General features: G+C 61.6%; 20 protein-coding genes. 15 read left to right on the top strand and 5 right to left on the bottom strand.

The genetic code is table 11. The annotated features are described in order from the left end of the window. Window positions 1–305 (top strand): P1 family peptidase (locus EN884_RS05145; RefSeq protein WP_206617558.1); only part of this gene is annotated, 305 nt, incomplete at its 5' end. 9 nt (window positions 306–314) lie between these two features. On the opposite strand, the gene EN884_RS05140 is transcribed toward EN884_RS05145, so the two are convergent. Further along, the gene (locus EN884_RS05140; RefSeq protein ID WP_013532118.1) at window positions 315–569 is read right to left on the bottom strand and encodes a DUF2171 domain-containing protein; all 255 of its coding nucleotides are present in this window, start codon (window positions 567–569) and stop codon (window positions 315–317) included. 128 nt (window positions 570–697) lie between these two features. Here EN884_RS05140 and EN884_RS05135 point away from each other — a divergent pair, with 128 nt between their 5' ends. The 3 genes from EN884_RS05135 to purB all read left to right on the top strand — a co-directional run bounded on the left by EN884_RS05135 (window position 698) and on the right by purB (window position 3,311). Continuing rightward, window positions 698–1,423: a DUF2259 domain-containing protein gene (locus EN884_RS05135; RefSeq protein ID WP_013532119.1), complete on the top strand. Its 726-nt coding sequence runs from the start codon at window positions 698–700 to the stop codon at window positions 1,421–1,423. A gap of 107 nt (window positions 1,424–1,530) precedes the next feature. Next, the gene (locus EN884_RS05130) at window positions 1,531–1,944 is read left to right on the top strand and encodes a hypothetical protein (RefSeq protein WP_082826442.1); all 414 of its coding nucleotides are present in this window, start codon (window positions 1,531–1,533) and stop codon (window positions 1,942–1,944) included. Between the two features lie 59 nt (window positions 1,945–2,003). Next, window positions 2,004–3,311 carry an adenylosuccinate lyase gene (gene purB, locus EN884_RS05125; RefSeq protein ID WP_063167823.1) on the top strand — a complete coding sequence of 436 codons (1,308 nt, stop codon included), beginning with the start codon at window positions 2,004–2,006 and terminating at the stop codon, window positions 3,309–3,311. 125 nt (window positions 3,312–3,436) lie between these two features. Here purB and EN884_RS05120 read toward each other — a convergent pair whose 3' ends face one another. Then, window positions 3,437–4,249, bottom strand: coding sequence for a VOC family protein (locus EN884_RS05120; RefSeq protein ID WP_013532122.1), 813 nt, complete (start codon window positions 4,247–4,249; stop codon window positions 3,437–3,439). A gap of 249 nt (window positions 4,250–4,498) precedes the next feature. On the opposite strand from EN884_RS05120, the gene EN884_RS05115 reads away from it, so the two are divergent. After that, window positions 4,499–5,047 (top strand): alpha/beta hydrolase, encoded by a 549-nt coding sequence (locus EN884_RS05115; protein WP_063170214.1) that lies wholly within the window; start codon window positions 4,499–4,501, stop codon window positions 5,045–5,047. A gap of 167 nt (window positions 5,048–5,214) precedes the next feature. Then, on the top strand, window positions 5,215–6,384 hold the full coding sequence (locus tag EN884_RS05110) for an acyltransferase (RefSeq protein WP_063167822.1): 1,170 nt from the start codon (window positions 5,215–5,217) through the stop codon (window positions 6,382–6,384). 38 nt (window positions 6,385–6,422) lie between these two features. Here EN884_RS05110 and EN884_RS05105 read toward each other — a convergent pair whose 3' ends face one another. Then, the gene (locus EN884_RS05105; RefSeq protein WP_013532125.1) at window positions 6,423–7,196 is read right to left on the bottom strand and encodes an HpcH/HpaI aldolase/citrate lyase family protein; all 774 of its coding nucleotides are present in this window, start codon (window positions 7,194–7,196) and stop codon (window positions 6,423–6,425) included. A 128-nt stretch (window positions 7,197–7,324) separates the two neighbouring features. After that, complete coding sequence (locus EN884_RS05100) at window positions 7,325–7,645, bottom strand: DUF1476 domain-containing protein (RefSeq protein ID WP_013532126.1); 321 nt, start codon at window positions 7,643–7,645, stop codon at window positions 7,325–7,327. A 274-nt stretch (window positions 7,646–7,919) separates the two neighbouring features. Between EN884_RS05100 and purC the strand changes: the two genes are divergently transcribed. The 7 genes from purC to EN884_RS05065 all read left to right on the top strand — a co-directional run bounded on the left by purC (window position 7,920) and on the right by EN884_RS05065 (window position 11,925). Beyond that, window positions 7,920–8,714 carry a phosphoribosylaminoimidazolesuccinocarboxamide synthase gene (gene purC / locus EN884_RS05095; protein ID WP_013532127.1) on the top strand — a complete coding sequence of 265 codons (795 nt, stop codon included), beginning with the start codon at window positions 7,920–7,922 and terminating at the stop codon, window positions 8,712–8,714. Window positions 8,715–8,757: 43 nt separating this feature from the next. Then, entirely contained in the window at window positions 8,758–9,000 is a 243-nt protein-coding gene (gene purS / locus EN884_RS05090; RefSeq protein WP_063170213.1) for a phosphoribosylformylglycinamidine synthase subunit PurS, read from the top strand. Beyond that, the gene (locus tag EN884_RS05085) at window positions 9,001–9,453 is read left to right on the top strand and encodes a hypothetical protein (RefSeq protein ID WP_063167821.1); all 453 of its coding nucleotides are present in this window, start codon (window positions 9,001–9,003) and stop codon (window positions 9,451–9,453) included. 4 nt (window positions 9,454–9,457) lie between these two features. Beyond that, window positions 9,458–10,126 (top strand): phosphoribosylformylglycinamidine synthase subunit PurQ, encoded by a 669-nt coding sequence (gene purQ, locus EN884_RS05080; RefSeq protein ID WP_024504558.1) that lies wholly within the window; start codon window positions 9,458–9,460, stop codon window positions 10,124–10,126. An 84-nt stretch (window positions 10,127–10,210) separates the two neighbouring features. Beyond that, window positions 10,211–10,876, top strand: a complete 666-nt coding sequence (locus EN884_RS05075) for a glutathione S-transferase family protein (protein WP_013532130.1) — start codon at window positions 10,211–10,213, stop codon at window positions 10,874–10,876. Further along, window positions 10,873–11,280 (top strand): hypothetical protein, encoded by a 408-nt coding sequence (locus EN884_RS05070; protein ID WP_063167820.1) that lies wholly within the window; start codon window positions 10,873–10,875, stop codon window positions 11,278–11,280. The genes EN884_RS05075 and EN884_RS05070 overlap by 4 nt, the downstream gene beginning before the upstream one ends. A gap of 3 nt (window positions 11,281–11,283) precedes the next feature. Further along, complete coding sequence (locus tag EN884_RS05065) at window positions 11,284–11,925, top strand: Pr6Pr family membrane protein (RefSeq protein WP_013532132.1); 642 nt, start codon at window positions 11,284–11,286, stop codon at window positions 11,923–11,925. Window positions 11,926–12,001: 76 nt separating this feature from the next. On the opposite strand, the gene EN884_RS05060 is transcribed toward EN884_RS05065, so the two are convergent. After that, window positions 12,002–12,253: a DUF1127 domain-containing protein gene (locus EN884_RS05060; RefSeq protein WP_063167819.1), complete on the bottom strand. Its 252-nt coding sequence runs from the start codon at window positions 12,251–12,253 to the stop codon at window positions 12,002–12,004. Between the two features lie 92 nt (window positions 12,254–12,345). Between EN884_RS05060 and EN884_RS05055 the strand changes: the two genes are divergently transcribed. Both EN884_RS05055 and purL read left to right on the top strand, forming a co-directional pair. Further along, a complete protein-coding gene (locus tag EN884_RS05055; protein WP_013532134.1) occupies window positions 12,346–13,755 on the top strand; it encodes a PLP-dependent aminotransferase family protein in 1,410 nt (469 codons plus the stop codon). A 119-nt stretch (window positions 13,756–13,874) separates the two neighbouring features. Next, window positions 13,875–15,201: phosphoribosylformylglycinamidine synthase subunit PurL (gene purL / locus EN884_RS05050; RefSeq protein WP_128360489.1), on the top strand; the 1,327-nt coding region annotated here is incomplete at its 3' end.

Here is a 15,201-nt window from a genome sequence, read left to right as displayed (position 1 = left end):
GCAACACCACCATCGCCGTCATTGCCACCGATGCGGTGCTCACAAAGGCTGCCGCCAAGCGCCTGGCGATGTCGGCGCATGATGGATTCGTGCGCGCCATCTGGCCGACGCACACGCCGGCCGATGGCGACCTTGTGTTCGCGCTGGCGACCGGCACGAGCGGTATCGAACTCTCCGCCGATGCAGCAATCGATCTCTACGCCGCCGCCGGCGCCACCATGGCGCGCGCCATCAGCCGAGGCGTCTATGCCGCGACACCTGCCGAAAACGATCTGTTTCCGGTCTGGTCGTCACGCATGAAGTGAAGCGATCAATCAGACCGGATCGGACTTTTCTTCCTCGAACGTCACCGCGACATCAGAATTCGCCGACAGCCAGACCTTCTTGCCGTCGACTTCGGCAATCAGGCTCAGGGGAATGTAGTGGTGATGGCCCTTGTGGGCGCCCTCGCCGCTATCGGCCTTGGTTAGCTTGATGCGCTGGCCATCGACCTTGTCGACAGTGCCGACATGCACGCCATCGGCGCCGACGACTTCCATATGCTCACGAATTTTGCTGGTGTCGGTCATGGTGGTTCTCCATTGGGACTGCCGACAATAACAAATGACGGGCCGATTGGATGCATCGGCTTTCGCACCGCACGACGTTTTGATTCCGTCGTGCTAGGGGATTGAAACGATCACGGGGGTGAAGACCGATGCGAATGCTCTTTCTGTTTGCCGTTGGCCTGCTTGCACAGCTTGCGACCTCGATCGCGGCTCATGCCGGCGATGTCGCTGAACTTGAGATCCTCGGCTTCACCAAGGACGGCAGCGTCTTCGCTTTCGAGGAATATGGCGTGCAGGATGGATCGGGCTTTCCCTATGCCAACCGCTACTACATCGACACCAGCACCGACAGCTTTCTGAAGGGCACGCCGATCCGGGTCCGGCTTGAGGACGAGAATGCCAAACTGGATGCGGTGCGCCTTCAGGCCCGGCAAAAAGGCGAATCCATTGTCAGCCAGGCCGAGTTGGACGCCAACCGCGGCATCACCGCGGGTTTCAACCCGGTGACCGAGCTTTCGGCGGATCCGCACCGGATGGCGGTCAATCCGCGCCCGATCTTCACTCCGGTCGACCCACCGCTCGAGTTCCGGCTCGACGAGTTGGGCATGAACAACGCCGATGGCTGCGAGAGCCAGGGCGAAATCAACGGCTTCCGGCTGCTGCGCATCGAGGCGCAGGATGGCGGCACGACCAAGCTGCTGCACGAGGACAAGGCGATACCGAAAAGCCGGGGTTGCCCGAACGGCTATCGCATCGGCGCCGTGCAGACCTTTTCCATGGACAGCCTCAGCGCCTATGCCGTGCTGATCGCGGTGCGCCAATACGGCTTTGAAGGCCCGGACTTTCGCTGGATCGCGGTGACCGGCCGCCTGTGACACCCCCTGCTCAACCCGCCGCGCGCGATCGTGCGCTGAACCGCCTTCGCCGCGCGATACCGACGCCGCGCACAGCACTTGTCGGCGCCTTGTTGTGGGCTGTGACAATGGGCGCCAGCGCGCTCCTCACCTTGTTTTTGGGCGACTGGGAGACGCCGGCGAAAATCCGCATTGTCACCATGCTGTTTGCGGCGGGAGCTGCGCTGGCCTTCCCGATCGGCCTGTTCGCGGCGCGGCTGGTCTCGCAGGGAAGACGCTGGGAAGTCGCTTTCGCCGCGGCCTTCGTGTGCCTAGCAGCGGCGACGATCGGCCTGACCGGCGGGCTGTTTGCCCTGCAGTACCGCTCCTACTACGCCGAGTGGCATGCGCCTGCTTTCACCCGCACCTGGGTCCTCCAGTTCGTCTTCACGACGTTGATTGCGCTCTATCAATTCGTGGTGCTGGGCATCCGGCTCTATTTTCCAGTTGGTTTCATCGCTCTGTTTGCCGCGGGCGTCTGGTTTGCGCGCCAGCGGCGTTGAGCATTTTGCTCGCCTCTGTTAGGACGCGGGCAAACTTCTCGATATGTCAGGACTGACCGATGATCCCTCGCTATTCCCGGCCGGAAATGGTCGCCATCTGGTCGCCAGAAACCCGGTTCCGCATCTGGTTCGAGATCGAAGCCTATGCCTGCGATGCGCTGGCCGAACTCGGCGTCATCCCCAGGGAAGCGGCAAAAACCATCTGGGAAAAGGGCAGTGCCGCAAAATTCGACGTCGAGGCGATCGACGAGATCGAACGCGTCACCAAGCATGACGTCATCGCCTTCCTGACCCATCTTGCCGAATTCGTCGGGCCGGACGCCCGCTTCATCCACCAGGGCATGACCTCGTCCGACGTTCTCGACACCTGCTTCGCCGTACAGCTGACCCGCGCCAGCGACATCCTGCTCGCCGATATCGATGGTCTGCTTGCAGCGCTCAAGCGCCGCGCCTTCGAGCACAAGAACACCGTCACCATTGGCCGCAGCCACGGCATCCATGCCGAGCCGACGACCTTCGGCGTCAAGCTGGCGCAGGCCTATGCCGAGTTCTCGCGCTGCCGCGAGCGGTTGGTGTACGCGCGTGAGGATATCGCCACCTGTGCGATCTCCGGGGCGGTCGGCACCTTCGCCAACATCGACCCCTATGTCGAGGAGCATGTGGCGGCTAAGCTCGGCCTGAAGCCCGAGCCGGTGTCGACACAAGTAATCCCGCGTGATCGCCACGCGATGTTCTTCGCCACGCTCGGCGTCATCGCCTCGTCGGTCGAGCGGCTGTCGATCGAGATAAGGCATTTGCAGCGCACCGAAGTGCTCGAAGCGGAAGAGTATTTTTCGCCGGGCCAAAAGGGCTCGTCGGCCATGCCGCACAAGCGCAACCCTGTGCTGACCGAAAACCTCACCGGCCTTGCCCGCATGGTTCGCTCCATGGCGATGCCGGCGATGGAGAATGTGGCGCTCTGGCACGAGCGCGACATTTCCCACTCCTCGGTCGAGCGCATGATCGGCCCTGACGCCACCGTGACGCTCGATTTCGCACTGTCGCGGCTGACCGGCGTCATCGACAAGCTGCTCGTCTATCCCGACAACATGCTGAAGAACATGAACAAGTTCCGCGGCCTCGTGCATTCGCAGCGTGTCATGCTGGCGCTGACGCAGGCTGGGTTGTCTCGCGAAGACTCCTACCGTCTGGTCCAGCGCAACGCCATGAGGGTGTGGGAGCAAGGCGCTGATTTTCTTGAAGAATTACTGGCCGACAAGGAAGTGACCGCTGCCCTGCCCGAGGCCGAAATCCGCGAGAAATTCGACCTGGGCTATCACACCAAGCACGTCGACACGATCTTCAAGCGGGTGTTTGGCAAAGCCTGAGGCAAAGCGCTATACCGTCGCTGGCCGCGAGCGGCAGGCTTCACCTTCTCCCCTGTGGGAGAAGGTGGATCGGCGCGCAACGCCGCGACGGTTGAGGGGTGCTCCAGCTTGGCGCAGCCCTCAAATCAAGCCTTGCCGGGAACAGTCCTGATCACCGTGCCCCATGGATCTTCGCGGGTCACCGGGCTGGTCACATTGTCCGAACGCATCTCCACCCAGGCCAGACCCGACCGGCTGGGATCGCGGCGGCCGGCGCCCGAACTCTGCCAGGCGTTGGCGCCGATGTGGTGGTGATAGCCGCCTGACGACAGGAACACCGCCTGGCCGCCATATTTGGCCACCGTGTCGAAGCCGAATTCCTGGTTCCACCAGGCTTCGGCGTCTTCCGGCCTGCCGACGCGCAGGTGGACATGGCCGACGACGCTGTTTTCCGGCGCGCCCTGCCAGCCGGCGTCACCCGCAGGCACTTCGGCAACGACGGACGGAATGTTCATCCGCTCGGTCGCCATCGCCACCTTGTCGCCATTCCACTTCCAGTCCTGCGGACGGCGGTCGGCATAGATCTCGATGCCATTGCCTTCGGGATCGGTCAGGTACAGTGCTTCGCTGACCAGATGGTCGGAAGCGCCCTCGATGGCGATCTTGTTTGATATGGCGTGGTTGATCCAGCGGCCGAGATCGGCACGGCTGGGCAGCAGGAAGGCCGTATGGAACAGGCCTGCGCTGCGAGGATCATCCGGCTTGGCCGAAGGATCGGCCTCGATGACCAGCAACGGACGGTTGGCGGCGCCCAGCGTGATCGCCCCATCGGCGCGGCTCAGTTCCTGCAGACCGACGATGCTGCGATAATATGCGGCAAGGCTTTCCGCGTCGCGCGCCTTCAGCCCGACGCGGGCAACGCTGACCGGGGTGGTGGCGGCAAAAGGCAACTCGCTCATCAAATGCTCCGTTCGACCGGCCTGCGATGAAGCTCCCAAAGCGAGAAACCCCACTCCGCCGATCATTGTACGTCGTGTCAGTTCCAAAGTCAGGGTTCCCGCGCACGGCTGTTTCTTTTCCTGACCACAGATCGTCCATCCGCATCGTTCACACAAGACGCGAAGAAGCGAACATGGTGTTCACTATTGTGATCAAACGTGGCGTTTCTGCCGGTTGCACGAAGCGATGCCGCTCGCTATCTCAGCGCCATGAAGGTCAGAGACGCAGATATTCTCATCGTGCCGGGCTACACCAATTCCGGCCCCGACCATTGGCAGAGCCGCTGGCAGTCGAAGCTGTCGACGGCGCGCCGCGTCGAACAGGCGGAGTGGTCGAAGCCGGTGCGCGAGGACTGGACGGCGAGCGTCGCCAAGGCGGTCAACGAGGCCGAGCGGCCGGTCGTCCTGGTCGCGCACTCACTTGGCGTCGCCACCGCAGTGCAAGCCATTCCGCAATTCCGCAAGCCGGTCGCCGGGGCCTTTTTCGTGGCGCCGCCCGATGTCGCCAATCCAAAGATCAAGCCAAGGCACCTGATGACCTTCGGCCCCTACCCGCGCGAACCGCTGCCTTTTCCTTCGATCGTGATCGCCAGCCGCAACGACCCGTTCTGCGCCTTCGATGTCGCCGAGGACATTGCCGGGGCCTGGGGCTCGCTGTTCATCGACGCCGGCGAGACCGGGCATCTCAGCGAGGATTCAGGATTCGGCCCTTGGCCCGAAGGCTCCATGACCTTCGCCAAGTTCCTGACGGACCTGTAATATATACGGTCAAAGCCTGAACACGAAGCTGCTCGGCAGGCCATCCGGCTTGCGTGAACAATAATTTAATGCAGATCGCGATAATCTCTCCAGCAACGGCGAACTCTGTTCGCCGAACGATTATATTCGCGCGTACTAAATAGCAATTATTCAAAGAAAGCCCATACTTGGCCAAGGATGCTTCACTCGAATTGTTAAGAGGTGTCGCCGCGCTCGTAGTTCTGAATGGGCATTGTTTGGGTGCTTTTGCGCCATTGATGGAAGGCGAGGGAGACTTGGCCGGGCAATCGCTCAAAACAAGCCTGGCTTTCGTCGCGTTCAATGGCGGCTCCGCCGTCTACCTGTTTTTCGTCCTGTCTTCCTACGTGCTCGTGAAGCGTTATTTTCAGACCAGCAAGGCACAAGATCTGCGGTTGGGTGCGATCAAGCGCCTGCCACGCCTGGCCGGCCCGGTACTCGTTACGACGCTGGCATCCTGCATCATCTTCAAGCTCGACCTGTATTTCATCAAGGATGCGGCCGCCGTCACCCAATCCGACTGGCTGAGAAGTTTCGGCAATGCTTCAAAGGTGCTATCGCCGGAGACTGCGAGTTTCGCCGACGCGTTTCTGCAAGGGGCGTGGCGGACGTTCATCTACGGCGACAACTATTATGACAGCAGTCTGTGGACCATGACGGTCGAGTTCTGGGGGAGCATGCTGACCTTCGCCCTCGCCCCGATCGTCTTTTTCCTTCAAGGCCGCTGGACGTTATCGTTCTGGGTCTGCATAGCAGCAGTCGTGTTCCTGGCGCTGCAAGTCAGTTACTTTCTTTGTGCCTTTCCGGCCAGCCTCTTGCTCTATCCGCTTCTCGCCATGGATTTTCGCCCGAATCGGTGGGTGAGAGGCGCCATGGTGATGGTTTCCCTGGCGCTGCTGGGTTATGCGGGGAGTGCCGTGGGCATATATCGCCCGTTCGCCGTGCTTGACGTGGCTTCCGATGTGGGCCTGCGGCAAGCCTGCGTGGCCATCCCGGCAAGCGTCATGTTGGTCTACGCGGTGCTGAGTGTGGATGAGCCTTTATCATGGTTCTCGGGTAAGGTGGCACGTTTTCTGGGCGAGCTGTCCTTCCCACTCTACCTCGTGCATGTACCCGTTATCTGCTCATTGGGGTCATGGGTTTTGTTGACAAGCGGTTCCACCGCACTCGGCGCCGCCGCCGCCATACTGGGTTCGATCCTCGCGGCGTTGCCGCTCATGACCTTCAACAACTGGTGGGTCCAGATGGTCGGCGCCCTGTTCAACAGGTTCAGGCGCGGCGGACCTATCGCCGCGGCGCCTGCGGCGTCGAGCGCCTAACCGCCCGGCGCTGTGACGGCAGTGCGTCCGGTTCGGGTTCAGGATCCGATCGAATCCTTGATGCCCTTGAGCAGGGTCTTTGCGCCCAGTGAAATCAGCGCATGCTCCGAGCCCATGGCCAGCAGGCGATAGCCCATCGACACGACCCGGCCGGCAATTGCCGGCTCGACAACGTAGATCGCCGCATGTTTGCCGGCCTTGCGGGTGCGCTCGGCCACCGACGCCACCGTCTCCATCATGCTTTCCAGCGTCGAATTGACCGTGGCGCCATTGCTCCAGGCGATCGAGAAATCCGACGGGCCCAGGAAGATGCCGTCGATGCCGGGCGTGTCGAGGATGCCATCGAGCGCATCGAGGGCTGCACGCGTCTCGACCATGGCGAAGGCCATGGTGCGCTGGTTGGTGTCGCGCAGCCAGTCGGCCTGGTCGCCTTGGCCGTGGCGGGGAAAAGCGTAGGTCGGGCCCCAGGAGCGCTCGCCGACCGGCGGGTATTTCATGGCGGCGGCGAACAGTTTTGCGTCGGCAACCGAGTTCACCATCGGCGCGATGACCGCCTCGGCGCCGAAATCGAGCGCGCGGCTTGCCATGTCGAAACGGCCAACGGGAATTCGCACCAGCGCCGGCTTGCCGGTAGCGAGCACCGGCACCAGGCCACGCAGCACGCTGTCTTCGTGATGGCCGCCATGCTGCATGTCGAGCGTGACGGCATCGAAACCCTGCTTGGCGACGATCTCGACCGTCAAGGCATCCGGCACACCGGACCATGCGGTGAACAACGTTTCATCGGCCGCGAGGCGGGACTTCAGGGACATGAACTCTTTCCTTGTTAGCGACCGCAGTTTCAGCCGGAAACGGCGGCAAAGGCAAAGAAAAACCGCCCGGATAGGCCGGGCGGTCGATTGGTCCAGCGTATGGCCGCGGGATCAGCGCATGGCCCGGATCAGGTGTTCTTGATCTGCTCGATCGCCTGCGCCATCAGTTCGTCCATGGTGCGGCGGATCTGGTGGTCCGACTGCTCGACGCCGGCCGCGTCGAAATCCCCGCGGATCTTGCGGAACACGTCGTGGTCGCCGGCCTCCTCGATGTCGGAGATAACCACTTCCTTGGCATAGGCGTCGGCATCGGCGCCGGACTTTCCGAGCTTTTCGGCGGCCCACAGGCCGAGCGCCTTGTTGCGGCGCGCCGAGGCCTTGAACCGAAGCTCCTCGTCGAATGCGAATTTACGCTCAAAGCCCTCTTCACGGTCTTTCATGCTGCTCATGGCGTCCCTCCGGGTCAAATTCGATTCGTTGGCGGTGAATATGTGCGTTGTCAAAGCACAAACCAAAAGGTCGCGGGCCGGTCAATATGCTTCATCGCATGCTGCGCTGCGGCATTTCAGTCCCGAAAGCGGTTGATTGGAAGGATTTGCCGATTGAGCAAACGATGTGATTGGGATAGACCCGGCATTGAACCCTACCGTAGCCGCACTATTTCAGGCAGACGGACAGGAAATGGTCTGATACCGCCTGTCCGGAACCCCAGAGAAAAATCAGATGAAAAATCGCCGCCGCATTTATGAAGGCAAGGCCAAGATACTCTATGAGGGACCCGAACCGGGCACGCTTATCCAGTTCTTCAAGGATGATGCAACCGCGTTCAACAAGAAGAAGCACGAGGTCATCGACGGCAAGGGCGTCCTCAACAACCGCATTTCCGAGTATATTTTCAACCATTTGAACCGCATGGGCATTCCGACCCATTTCATCCGCCGTCTGAACATGCGCGAGCAGCTGATCAAGGAAGTCGAGATCATTCCGCTCGAAGTGGTGGTGCGCAATGTCGCCGCCGGTTCGCTGTCCAAGCGGCTCGGCATCGAGGAAGGCACCGTTCTGCCGCGCTCGATCATCGAATTCTATTACAAGGCCGACGCGCTCGACGACCCGATGGTGTCGGAAGAGCACATCACCGCGTTCGGCTGGGCGAGCCCGCAGGAGATCGACGACGTCATGGCGCTGGCGATCCGCGTCAACGACTTCCTCTCCGGCCTGTTCATGGGCGTCGGCATCCAGCTCGTCGACTTCAAGATCGAATGCGGCCGCCTGTTCGAAGGCGACATGATGCGCATCGTCGTCGCCGACGAGATCTCGCCGGACTCCTGCCGCCTGTGGGACGTGGCGACGCAGGACAAGCTCGACAAGGACCGTTTCCGCCGCGACATGGGCGGCCTCGTCGAGGCCTACCAGGAAGTTGCCCGCCGCCTCGGCATCATGAACGAGAACGAGCCGCCGCGCCCGACCGGCCCGGTGCTCGTCGCCTCGACCGACGGCCTCAAAGGCAAGCCGCACTGATCGCGGTTTGCGACCCGATAATCAGAACAGGAGCATGTCCAGCGTGATCAAGGCCCGCATTACCGTCACCCTCAAGAACGGCGTGCTCGACCCGCAGGGCAAGGCGATCGAACACGCATTGTCCGGCCTGGGCTTCGGCGGCGTCGGCACGGTGCGGCAGGGCAAGGTGTTCGACGTCGAGCTGGCGGAAAGCGACAAGGCCAAGGCCGAAGCCGACCTCAAGGCCATGTGCGACAAGCTGCTGGCGAATACGGTGATTGAGAATTACGCGGTGGAGATAGGCTGATTGAACTCAGTCTTTGCAAAACATGCAAGCAACGTTGTGGAGCTATTCCACCGACTCGACGATGCAATAGCCCGTGGCTTTCTGGATAAATTTCCACCAGAGCCGGGTGTGTATTTATTCTTGGAGGATGGCACTCCCGAAAGAATCGGGCGTACGAACAATCTCTCACAGCGATTAAAGAACCATCTCCGGCAAGATCATGGTTCTGCTGCGTATGCCTTCAAACGCGCTCGTCAAAAGCTAGGGCTAAAGCCCACATATCGCAAAGGTTCCGGCAGGAAAGACCTTCAAAAAGACCCGGCTTTCGTTGAAGTTTTTCGGGCAGAGATCGAGCGATTGAAGACACTCAGCGTGAAATATGTGGTTGTTGAAGACATTGCAGAGCAGTACCTGCTCGAAATTTACTCAGCAATCGAATATGGGTTCGCCCTAGACGAGTTTGGGAATCACTAAGAAAATGAAATCCGCCGTCGTCCTCCTGCCTGGCCTCAATCGCGACCGCGACATGATCGCGGCGCTGACCAAGATTTCGGGAACACCGCCGGTCACCGTCTGGCAAACCGACACCGAAATCCCCGATGTCGATCTGATCGCCATTCCGGGCGGTTTTTCCTTCGGCGACTATCTGCGCTGTGGCGCGATCGCCGCGCGCATGCCGGTCATGCGGGCAGTGGCCGAAAAAGCGGCCGCGGGCGTGACGGTCATCGGCGTCTGCAACGGTTTCCAGATCCTGGTCGAGGCCGGCTTGTTGCCGGGCGCCTTGATGCGCAACACCTCGCTGAAATTCGTCTGCCGGCAGGTGAAGCTCGAGATCACCAATGCCAACACCATGTTCACCCGCCGCTATCAGCCGGGCCAGATCATCCGCTCGCCGGTCGCGCATCATGACGGCAATTATTTCGCCGACGCCGACACGCTTGCCCGTCTCGAAGGCGAAGGCCAGGTGGTGTTCCGCTATGCCGAGGGCACCAACCCCAACGGCTCGATCAACGACATTGCCGGCATCGTCAACAGCCAAGGCAATGTGCTCGGGCTGATGCCGCATCCGGAAAACCTGATCGAAGCAGCTCATGGCGGTACCGACGGCCGCGGACTGTTCGAGAGCGCCCTCGGCATCGCTGCCTGACGATATCGAAGCGAACAGCTTGAAAACAGCCGGACATTCCTGTCTCTTTGGAGCAAGTCTGGTTCATTGGGGAGAGAGACGGTCATGAAACTCTATTCGCGGCCGTTGTCGCCCTACTCGTCGATCGTGCGGGCATTGGCCTACATCAAGGACGTGCCACTCAAGATCATCGCGCCGCCGCCCGGTTTTCCCATCCCGGAAGAGTTTCGCGCCATCTCGCCGATGAACCGGATTCCGGTGCTGATCACCGGCTCGGGCGAGACGATCGTCGAATCGGTGGTCATCGCCGAATATCTCGAGGAACGGTTTCCAGAACCGGCGCTGCTGCCCCCCGATTCCAAGGACCGTGCGCTGGTGCGCATGTTCGCCCGCATCACCGATCTCGATGTGCTGACCCCGTTGATGAAGCTTTTCGAGCTTCATTCCGTGCCGAAGCGCAACAATGCCGAGATCGACGCTCAGTTCGCCCGCCTGCATCATGGACTGGCGGCAATCGAGGCCCGTATGGCGCAAGGGCCCTTCGCACTCGGCGACGACATCAGCTTCGCCGATGCCTGGCTGACGCCGACGCGGTTCATCTTCAACAATTTCCGCGCCATGACAGGACGCCACGACCTGCTCGACGCCTATCCCAAATTCGACGCCTACCAGCAGATCGCCTCGCAACACCCGGCATTGTCGCGTGTGTGGGGCGAGATGACCGACGGCTTGAAAATCTTCCTGTCCGAGCTTGAGATGGGTGCCGCTTGATCAAGTCGAGGACGATCGCGCTGGTCGCCGCGACGGGCTTTGTGCTGGCATCCTGCCAGTCGACGCCAAAGAGCACGCCTGTTCCCTCGGGCAAAAGTGCAGCGCTGCTGGCCATGGAACAAGTGGCGATCGCCGCCCACAAATGCTGGATCGCCAGCAAGGACCCGGCCTTCAAACCGTATCAGATGGCCAATGAGCTGAATTCGTTCAGCGGCACGCCGCGTTTCCTGCTGGTTCCGGCCAAGCACTATGGCGGCAAACCTTTGCTGGTCGTGCAGGCGCAAGGCAATTCTAGCCGTGTCGACGTCTTCGGACCGCTGATGAACGATCCGCTCGGCGCCCGCATCGGCTCCGACATTTCCCGCTGGCAGGCCGGCAATCCGGCCTGCGCCGCGACGGCCTAGCCCATGGGCCGGTTCCTGCAGATTGTGGGGCTGGTCATCGGTCTGGCCGGGCTCATCCTGCAGTTCTGCATCAGCATTCCTGCATCGATGGAAGCAGGCCGCAGCCTGCTTGGCTCCGTCATTTTCGTCTTCAGCTTCTTCACCATCCTGACCAACATCGGCGCGGTGCTGGTGTACACGTCGCTGCTGTCACCCACCTTCTATGCCTGGCTGCCGGCCTTTGCAGGGGCGCGGATGCGCACCGGCGTTGCGGTTTCGATCGCACTGGTCTTCATCATCTACGCAACGGTTCTGGCACGACTCTGGCAGCCGCAGGGACTGTTCCTGCTCTGCGATGTTCTCCTGCACTACGTCACGCCGGTGCTGTTCGTGCTGTGGTGGCTGATATCGGGCGCCGACGGCCGGACACGCTGGAGCGACATTTCGTGGTGGGTGATCTATCCCATCGCTTATCTGGTCTATGCGCTGGTGCGGGCGCCGCTTGCCGGCGAGGTGCCCTACCCTTTCCTGAACATCGCCAAGAACGGCGCGACCAGCGTCGTCATCTCAGCTGCAGCCATCACCGGACTTTTCCTCGTGCTGTGCGTGGTCGCCGTCCTTGCGGACCATGCCGTTGCACGCACCAGGGCGTCGAGGGTCCGTTAGAACTGTGCGGACCTTCTGTCCGGATTTCCCGGGACCATCATCTTTCCCAAACCGGTTCCCACTTTTGGGATCACGGTCAGTCCCAGAACGGCCTGATGCCCTCGCGGTGGGCGTCGCAGCGCGTGACGCCGATATCCTTGAGCTGGTCGTCGGTCATCTCCAGCAGAGCCAACCGGCTGCGGCGGCGATCCAGCAGGTTGTCGATCCATCTTGCCAGCGACCTCAGCACGCGCACAAGGCGGCTGACAAAGCCGCGCTGAGCCGACGGGCGTGTCGATTGGGCCGATAATGCAGCGCTCGAATGACGTATTGTCACGATTGTATTCATTTTCTTTCTGCCAAAGTCCTAAATTGTACCCTTTTGGCACGCGATTGATATGTATTGACTCATCTATCGGTGCAATATAGAAAATTGTCACCATGACAAATTGGCTTCCAGATCTCACTGCCGGCTCCGGCCCGCTGTATCAGCGGCTGGCGGATTCCATCGAGACGGACATCGATCGGGGCGTGATCGATGCCGGCGCAAAGTTGCCGCCGCAGCGCGACCTCGCCTACGACATCGGCACCACCGTCGGCACGGTCGGCCGGGCCTATCAATTGCTGCGCGAGCGTGGGCTGGTGAGCGGCGAGGTCGGGCGTGGAACCTATGTGCTCGGCCAGCGCGCGAAGCCGGATTTTCCGGCTCCGGACGTCGGCGGCGAAGGCACGCGCTATATCGATGCGCCTAAAGGCAAGCTGCGTTTCGACAGCACCGCAGCACCTGATATCGGCCAGGGCGACATTGTCGCCGGTGTCCTGTCGCGCACGGCGCAAGACCATCCGCATGAGATTTCGAGCTACACCAGGGATTTCCCCGAACGATGGTACGAAGCCGGCGCCCGCTGGTTGGCGCGCAATTCCTTTCGCCCGGATGCCGACACCATCGTTCCCACGCTCGGCACCCATGCGGCGGTGATGGCGGCGATCGCGGCGCTCACCATGCCTGGCGACTATGTTGCCTTCGAGCACCTCACCTACTCGCAGGTTTCCCGCAGTGCCGGCTTGATCGGCAGGCGCACCGCGTTGGTGGCATCGGACGATGAAGGCATCGATCCGCAGGATTTCGAGCGCGTCTGCGCGCAAAAGCATCCCAAGATGATCTTCCTGATGCCGACGGCGCAGAATCCGACGCTGGCCACCTTGTCGGCGGCGCGCCGCGAAGCGATCGCCCATGTCGCACGCGAATACAATGTCGTCCTCATCGAGGACGACCTCTATGGCAATCTGACCGATGATCCGACGCCGTTGCTGGCCGAATATGCTCCTGAGAGGACCATTGTCGCGGGCGGCCTGTCGAAGTCGGTCGCAGCCGGTGTGCGCGGCGGCTGGCTTTCCTGCCCGCCCGCCTACCGCCACCGCATCCGCGTCGCCCACAAGATGATGACCGGCGGCATGCCCTTCCTGCTGGCGGAGGTGAATACAAGGCTGGTGCTGTCCGGTCAGGCGGATGAGATACGAAAGCGCAGCATCGCCGAAATCAGCGCCCGCATCGCCATCGTACGCGAGACTTTGGCCGGCTTCGCCTTCAAGTCGCATGACAGGGTGCCCTTTGTCTGGCTGACCCTGCCCGACCCCTGGCTTTCCGGCACCTTCAAGAACGCTTGCCTGGAGCACGGCGTGCTGATCGACGACGAGGACGAATTCAAGGCCGGCCGTTCCGAGCAGGTTTTCCATGGCGTCCGCTTCGGCGTTTCGCAGCCGAGACAGCGCGGGGATATCGCTGAAGGCGTTGCGGTGATCCGGCGACTTCTCGATGAAGGCCGCGCCGGCTACGACAGCTTCTCCTGACACTGCGTGGCTTTGTCCGGTTTTCCGTCGTTTTTCGTCAATCCATGGGTGTATCGGCCGCAAGGCTTGCGATAAGACGGGACTCAAAATCCCAACGTCCCGGATAAAAATCGCCGCCCATGACCATTTCCAATTCCGTGCCGATCACCCCCGAGCTCATTGCCTCACACGGGCTCAAGCCCGACGAGTACCAGCGCATTCTCGACCTCGTCGGGCGCGAGCCGAGCTTCACCGAACTCGGCATCTTCTCGGCGATGTGGAATGAGCACTGCTCCTACAAATCCTCGAAGAAATGGCTGCGCACGCTGCCGACCACCGGACCTCAGGTCATCCAGGGGCCGGGCGAGAATGCTGGCGTGGTCGACATCGGCGATGGCGACTGCGTCGTCTTCAAGATGGAGAGTCACAACCACCCATCCTACATCGAGCCCTACCAGGGTGCGGCGACCGGCGTCGGCGGCATATTGCGCGACGTCTTCACCATGGGCGCGCGGCCGATCGCGGCGATGAATGCGCTGCGTTTTGGTGCGCCCGACCATCCCAAGACCAGGCACCTCGTTTCAGGCGTGGTTTCCGGCGTCGGCGGCTATGGCAACGCGTTCGGCGTGCCGACGGTCGGCGGCGAGGTCAATTTCGATGCCCGCTACAATGGCAACATCCTGGTCAACGCCTTTGCAGCGGGCCTTGCCAAGACCGATGCGATCTTCCTGTCCGAAGCCAAGGGAGTCGGCCTGCCGGTCGTCTATCTCGGCGCCAAGACCGGCCGCGACGGCGTCGGCGGCGCCACCATGGCTTCGGCCGAATTCGACGACAAGATCGATGAGAAGCGTCCGACAGTGCAGGTCGGCGATCCCTTCACCGAAAAGTGCCTGCTGGAAGCCAGCCTCGAACTGATGGCCTCGGGCGCCGTCATCGCCATCCAGGACATGGGTGCGGCCGGCCTCACCTGCTCGGCGGTCGAAATGGGCGCCAAGGGCGACCTCGGCATCGAGCTCGATCTCGACAAGGTGCCGGTGCGCGAAGAGCGCATGAGCGCCTACGAAATGATGCTTTCGGAAAGCCAGGAGCGCATGCTGATGGTGCTGCGTCCGGAAAAGGAAAAGGAAGCCGAGGCGATCTTCCACAAATGGGGGCTCGACTTCGCCATCGTCGGCAAGACCACCGACGATCTGCGCTTCCGCGTGCTGCACCAGGGCGACGAGGTTGCCAACCTGCCGATCAAGGATCTTGGCGACAAGGCTCCGGAATATGACCGGCCGTGGATCGAACCGAAGAAGCCGGCGCCGCTGGCCGCCAATGATGTTCCGCAAGCCGATGTTGCAGACGCGCTCCTGAAGCTGCTCGGCGGTCCCGACCTGTCTTCGCGCCGCTGGGTGTGGGAGCAGTATGACACGCTGATCCAGGGCAATTCGCTGCAGCTTCCAGGCGGCGATGCCGGCGTGGTGC

The sequence above is a fragment of the Mesorhizobium sp. M7A.F.Ca.AU.001.01.1.1 genome, from assembly GCF_004022735.1.
Taxonomy (GTDB): Bacteria; Pseudomonadota; Alphaproteobacteria; order Rhizobiales; family Rhizobiaceae; genus Mesorhizobium; species Mesorhizobium ciceri.
This window is presented reverse-complemented; position numbering and strand designations above follow the sequence as displayed.

Excerpts from the sequence above, each read along its gene's own strand:
- EN884_RS05140 (WP_013532118.1), bottom strand. The coding sequence starts at position 569 with ATGACCGACACCAGCAAAATTCGTGAGCATATGGAAGTCGTCGGCGCC.
- EN884_RS05135 (WP_013532119.1), top strand. The coding sequence starts at position 698 with ATGCGAATGCTCTTTCTGTTTGCCGTTGGCCTGCTTGCACAGCTTGCG.
- EN884_RS05130 (WP_082826442.1), top strand. The coding sequence starts at position 1,531 with ATGGGCGCCAGCGCGCTCCTCACCTTGTTTTTGGGCGACTGGGAGACG.
- purB (WP_063167823.1), top strand. The coding sequence starts at position 2,004 with ATGATCCCTCGCTATTCCCGGCCGGAAATGGTCGCCATCTGGTCGCCA.
- EN884_RS05120 (WP_013532122.1), bottom strand. The coding sequence starts at position 4,249 with ATGAGCGAGTTGCCTTTTGCCGCCACCACCCCGGTCAGCGTTGCCCGC.
- EN884_RS05115 (WP_063170214.1), top strand. The coding sequence starts at position 4,499 with ATGAAGGTCAGAGACGCAGATATTCTCATCGTGCCGGGCTACACCAAT.
- EN884_RS05105 (WP_013532125.1), bottom strand. The coding sequence starts at position 7,196 with ATGTCCCTGAAGTCCCGCCTCGCGGCCGATGAAACGTTGTTCACCGCA.
- EN884_RS05100 (WP_013532126.1), bottom strand. The coding sequence starts at position 7,645 with ATGAGCAGCATGAAAGACCGTGAAGAGGGCTTTGAGCGTAAATTCGCA.
- purC (WP_013532127.1), top strand. The coding sequence starts at position 7,920 with ATGAAAAATCGCCGCCGCATTTATGAAGGCAAGGCCAAGATACTCTAT.
- purQ (WP_024504558.1), top strand. The coding sequence starts at position 9,458 with ATGAAATCCGCCGTCGTCCTCCTGCCTGGCCTCAATCGCGACCGCGAC.
- EN884_RS05075 (WP_013532130.1), top strand. The coding sequence starts at position 10,211 with ATGAAACTCTATTCGCGGCCGTTGTCGCCCTACTCGTCGATCGTGCGG.
- EN884_RS05065 (WP_013532132.1), top strand. The coding sequence starts at position 11,284 with ATGGGCCGGTTCCTGCAGATTGTGGGGCTGGTCATCGGTCTGGCCGGG.
- EN884_RS05060 (WP_063167819.1), bottom strand. The coding sequence starts at position 12,253 with ATGAATACAATCGTGACAATACGTCATTCGAGCGCTGCATTATCGGCC.
- EN884_RS05055 (WP_013532134.1), top strand. The coding sequence starts at position 12,346 with ATGACAAATTGGCTTCCAGATCTCACTGCCGGCTCCGGCCCGCTGTAT.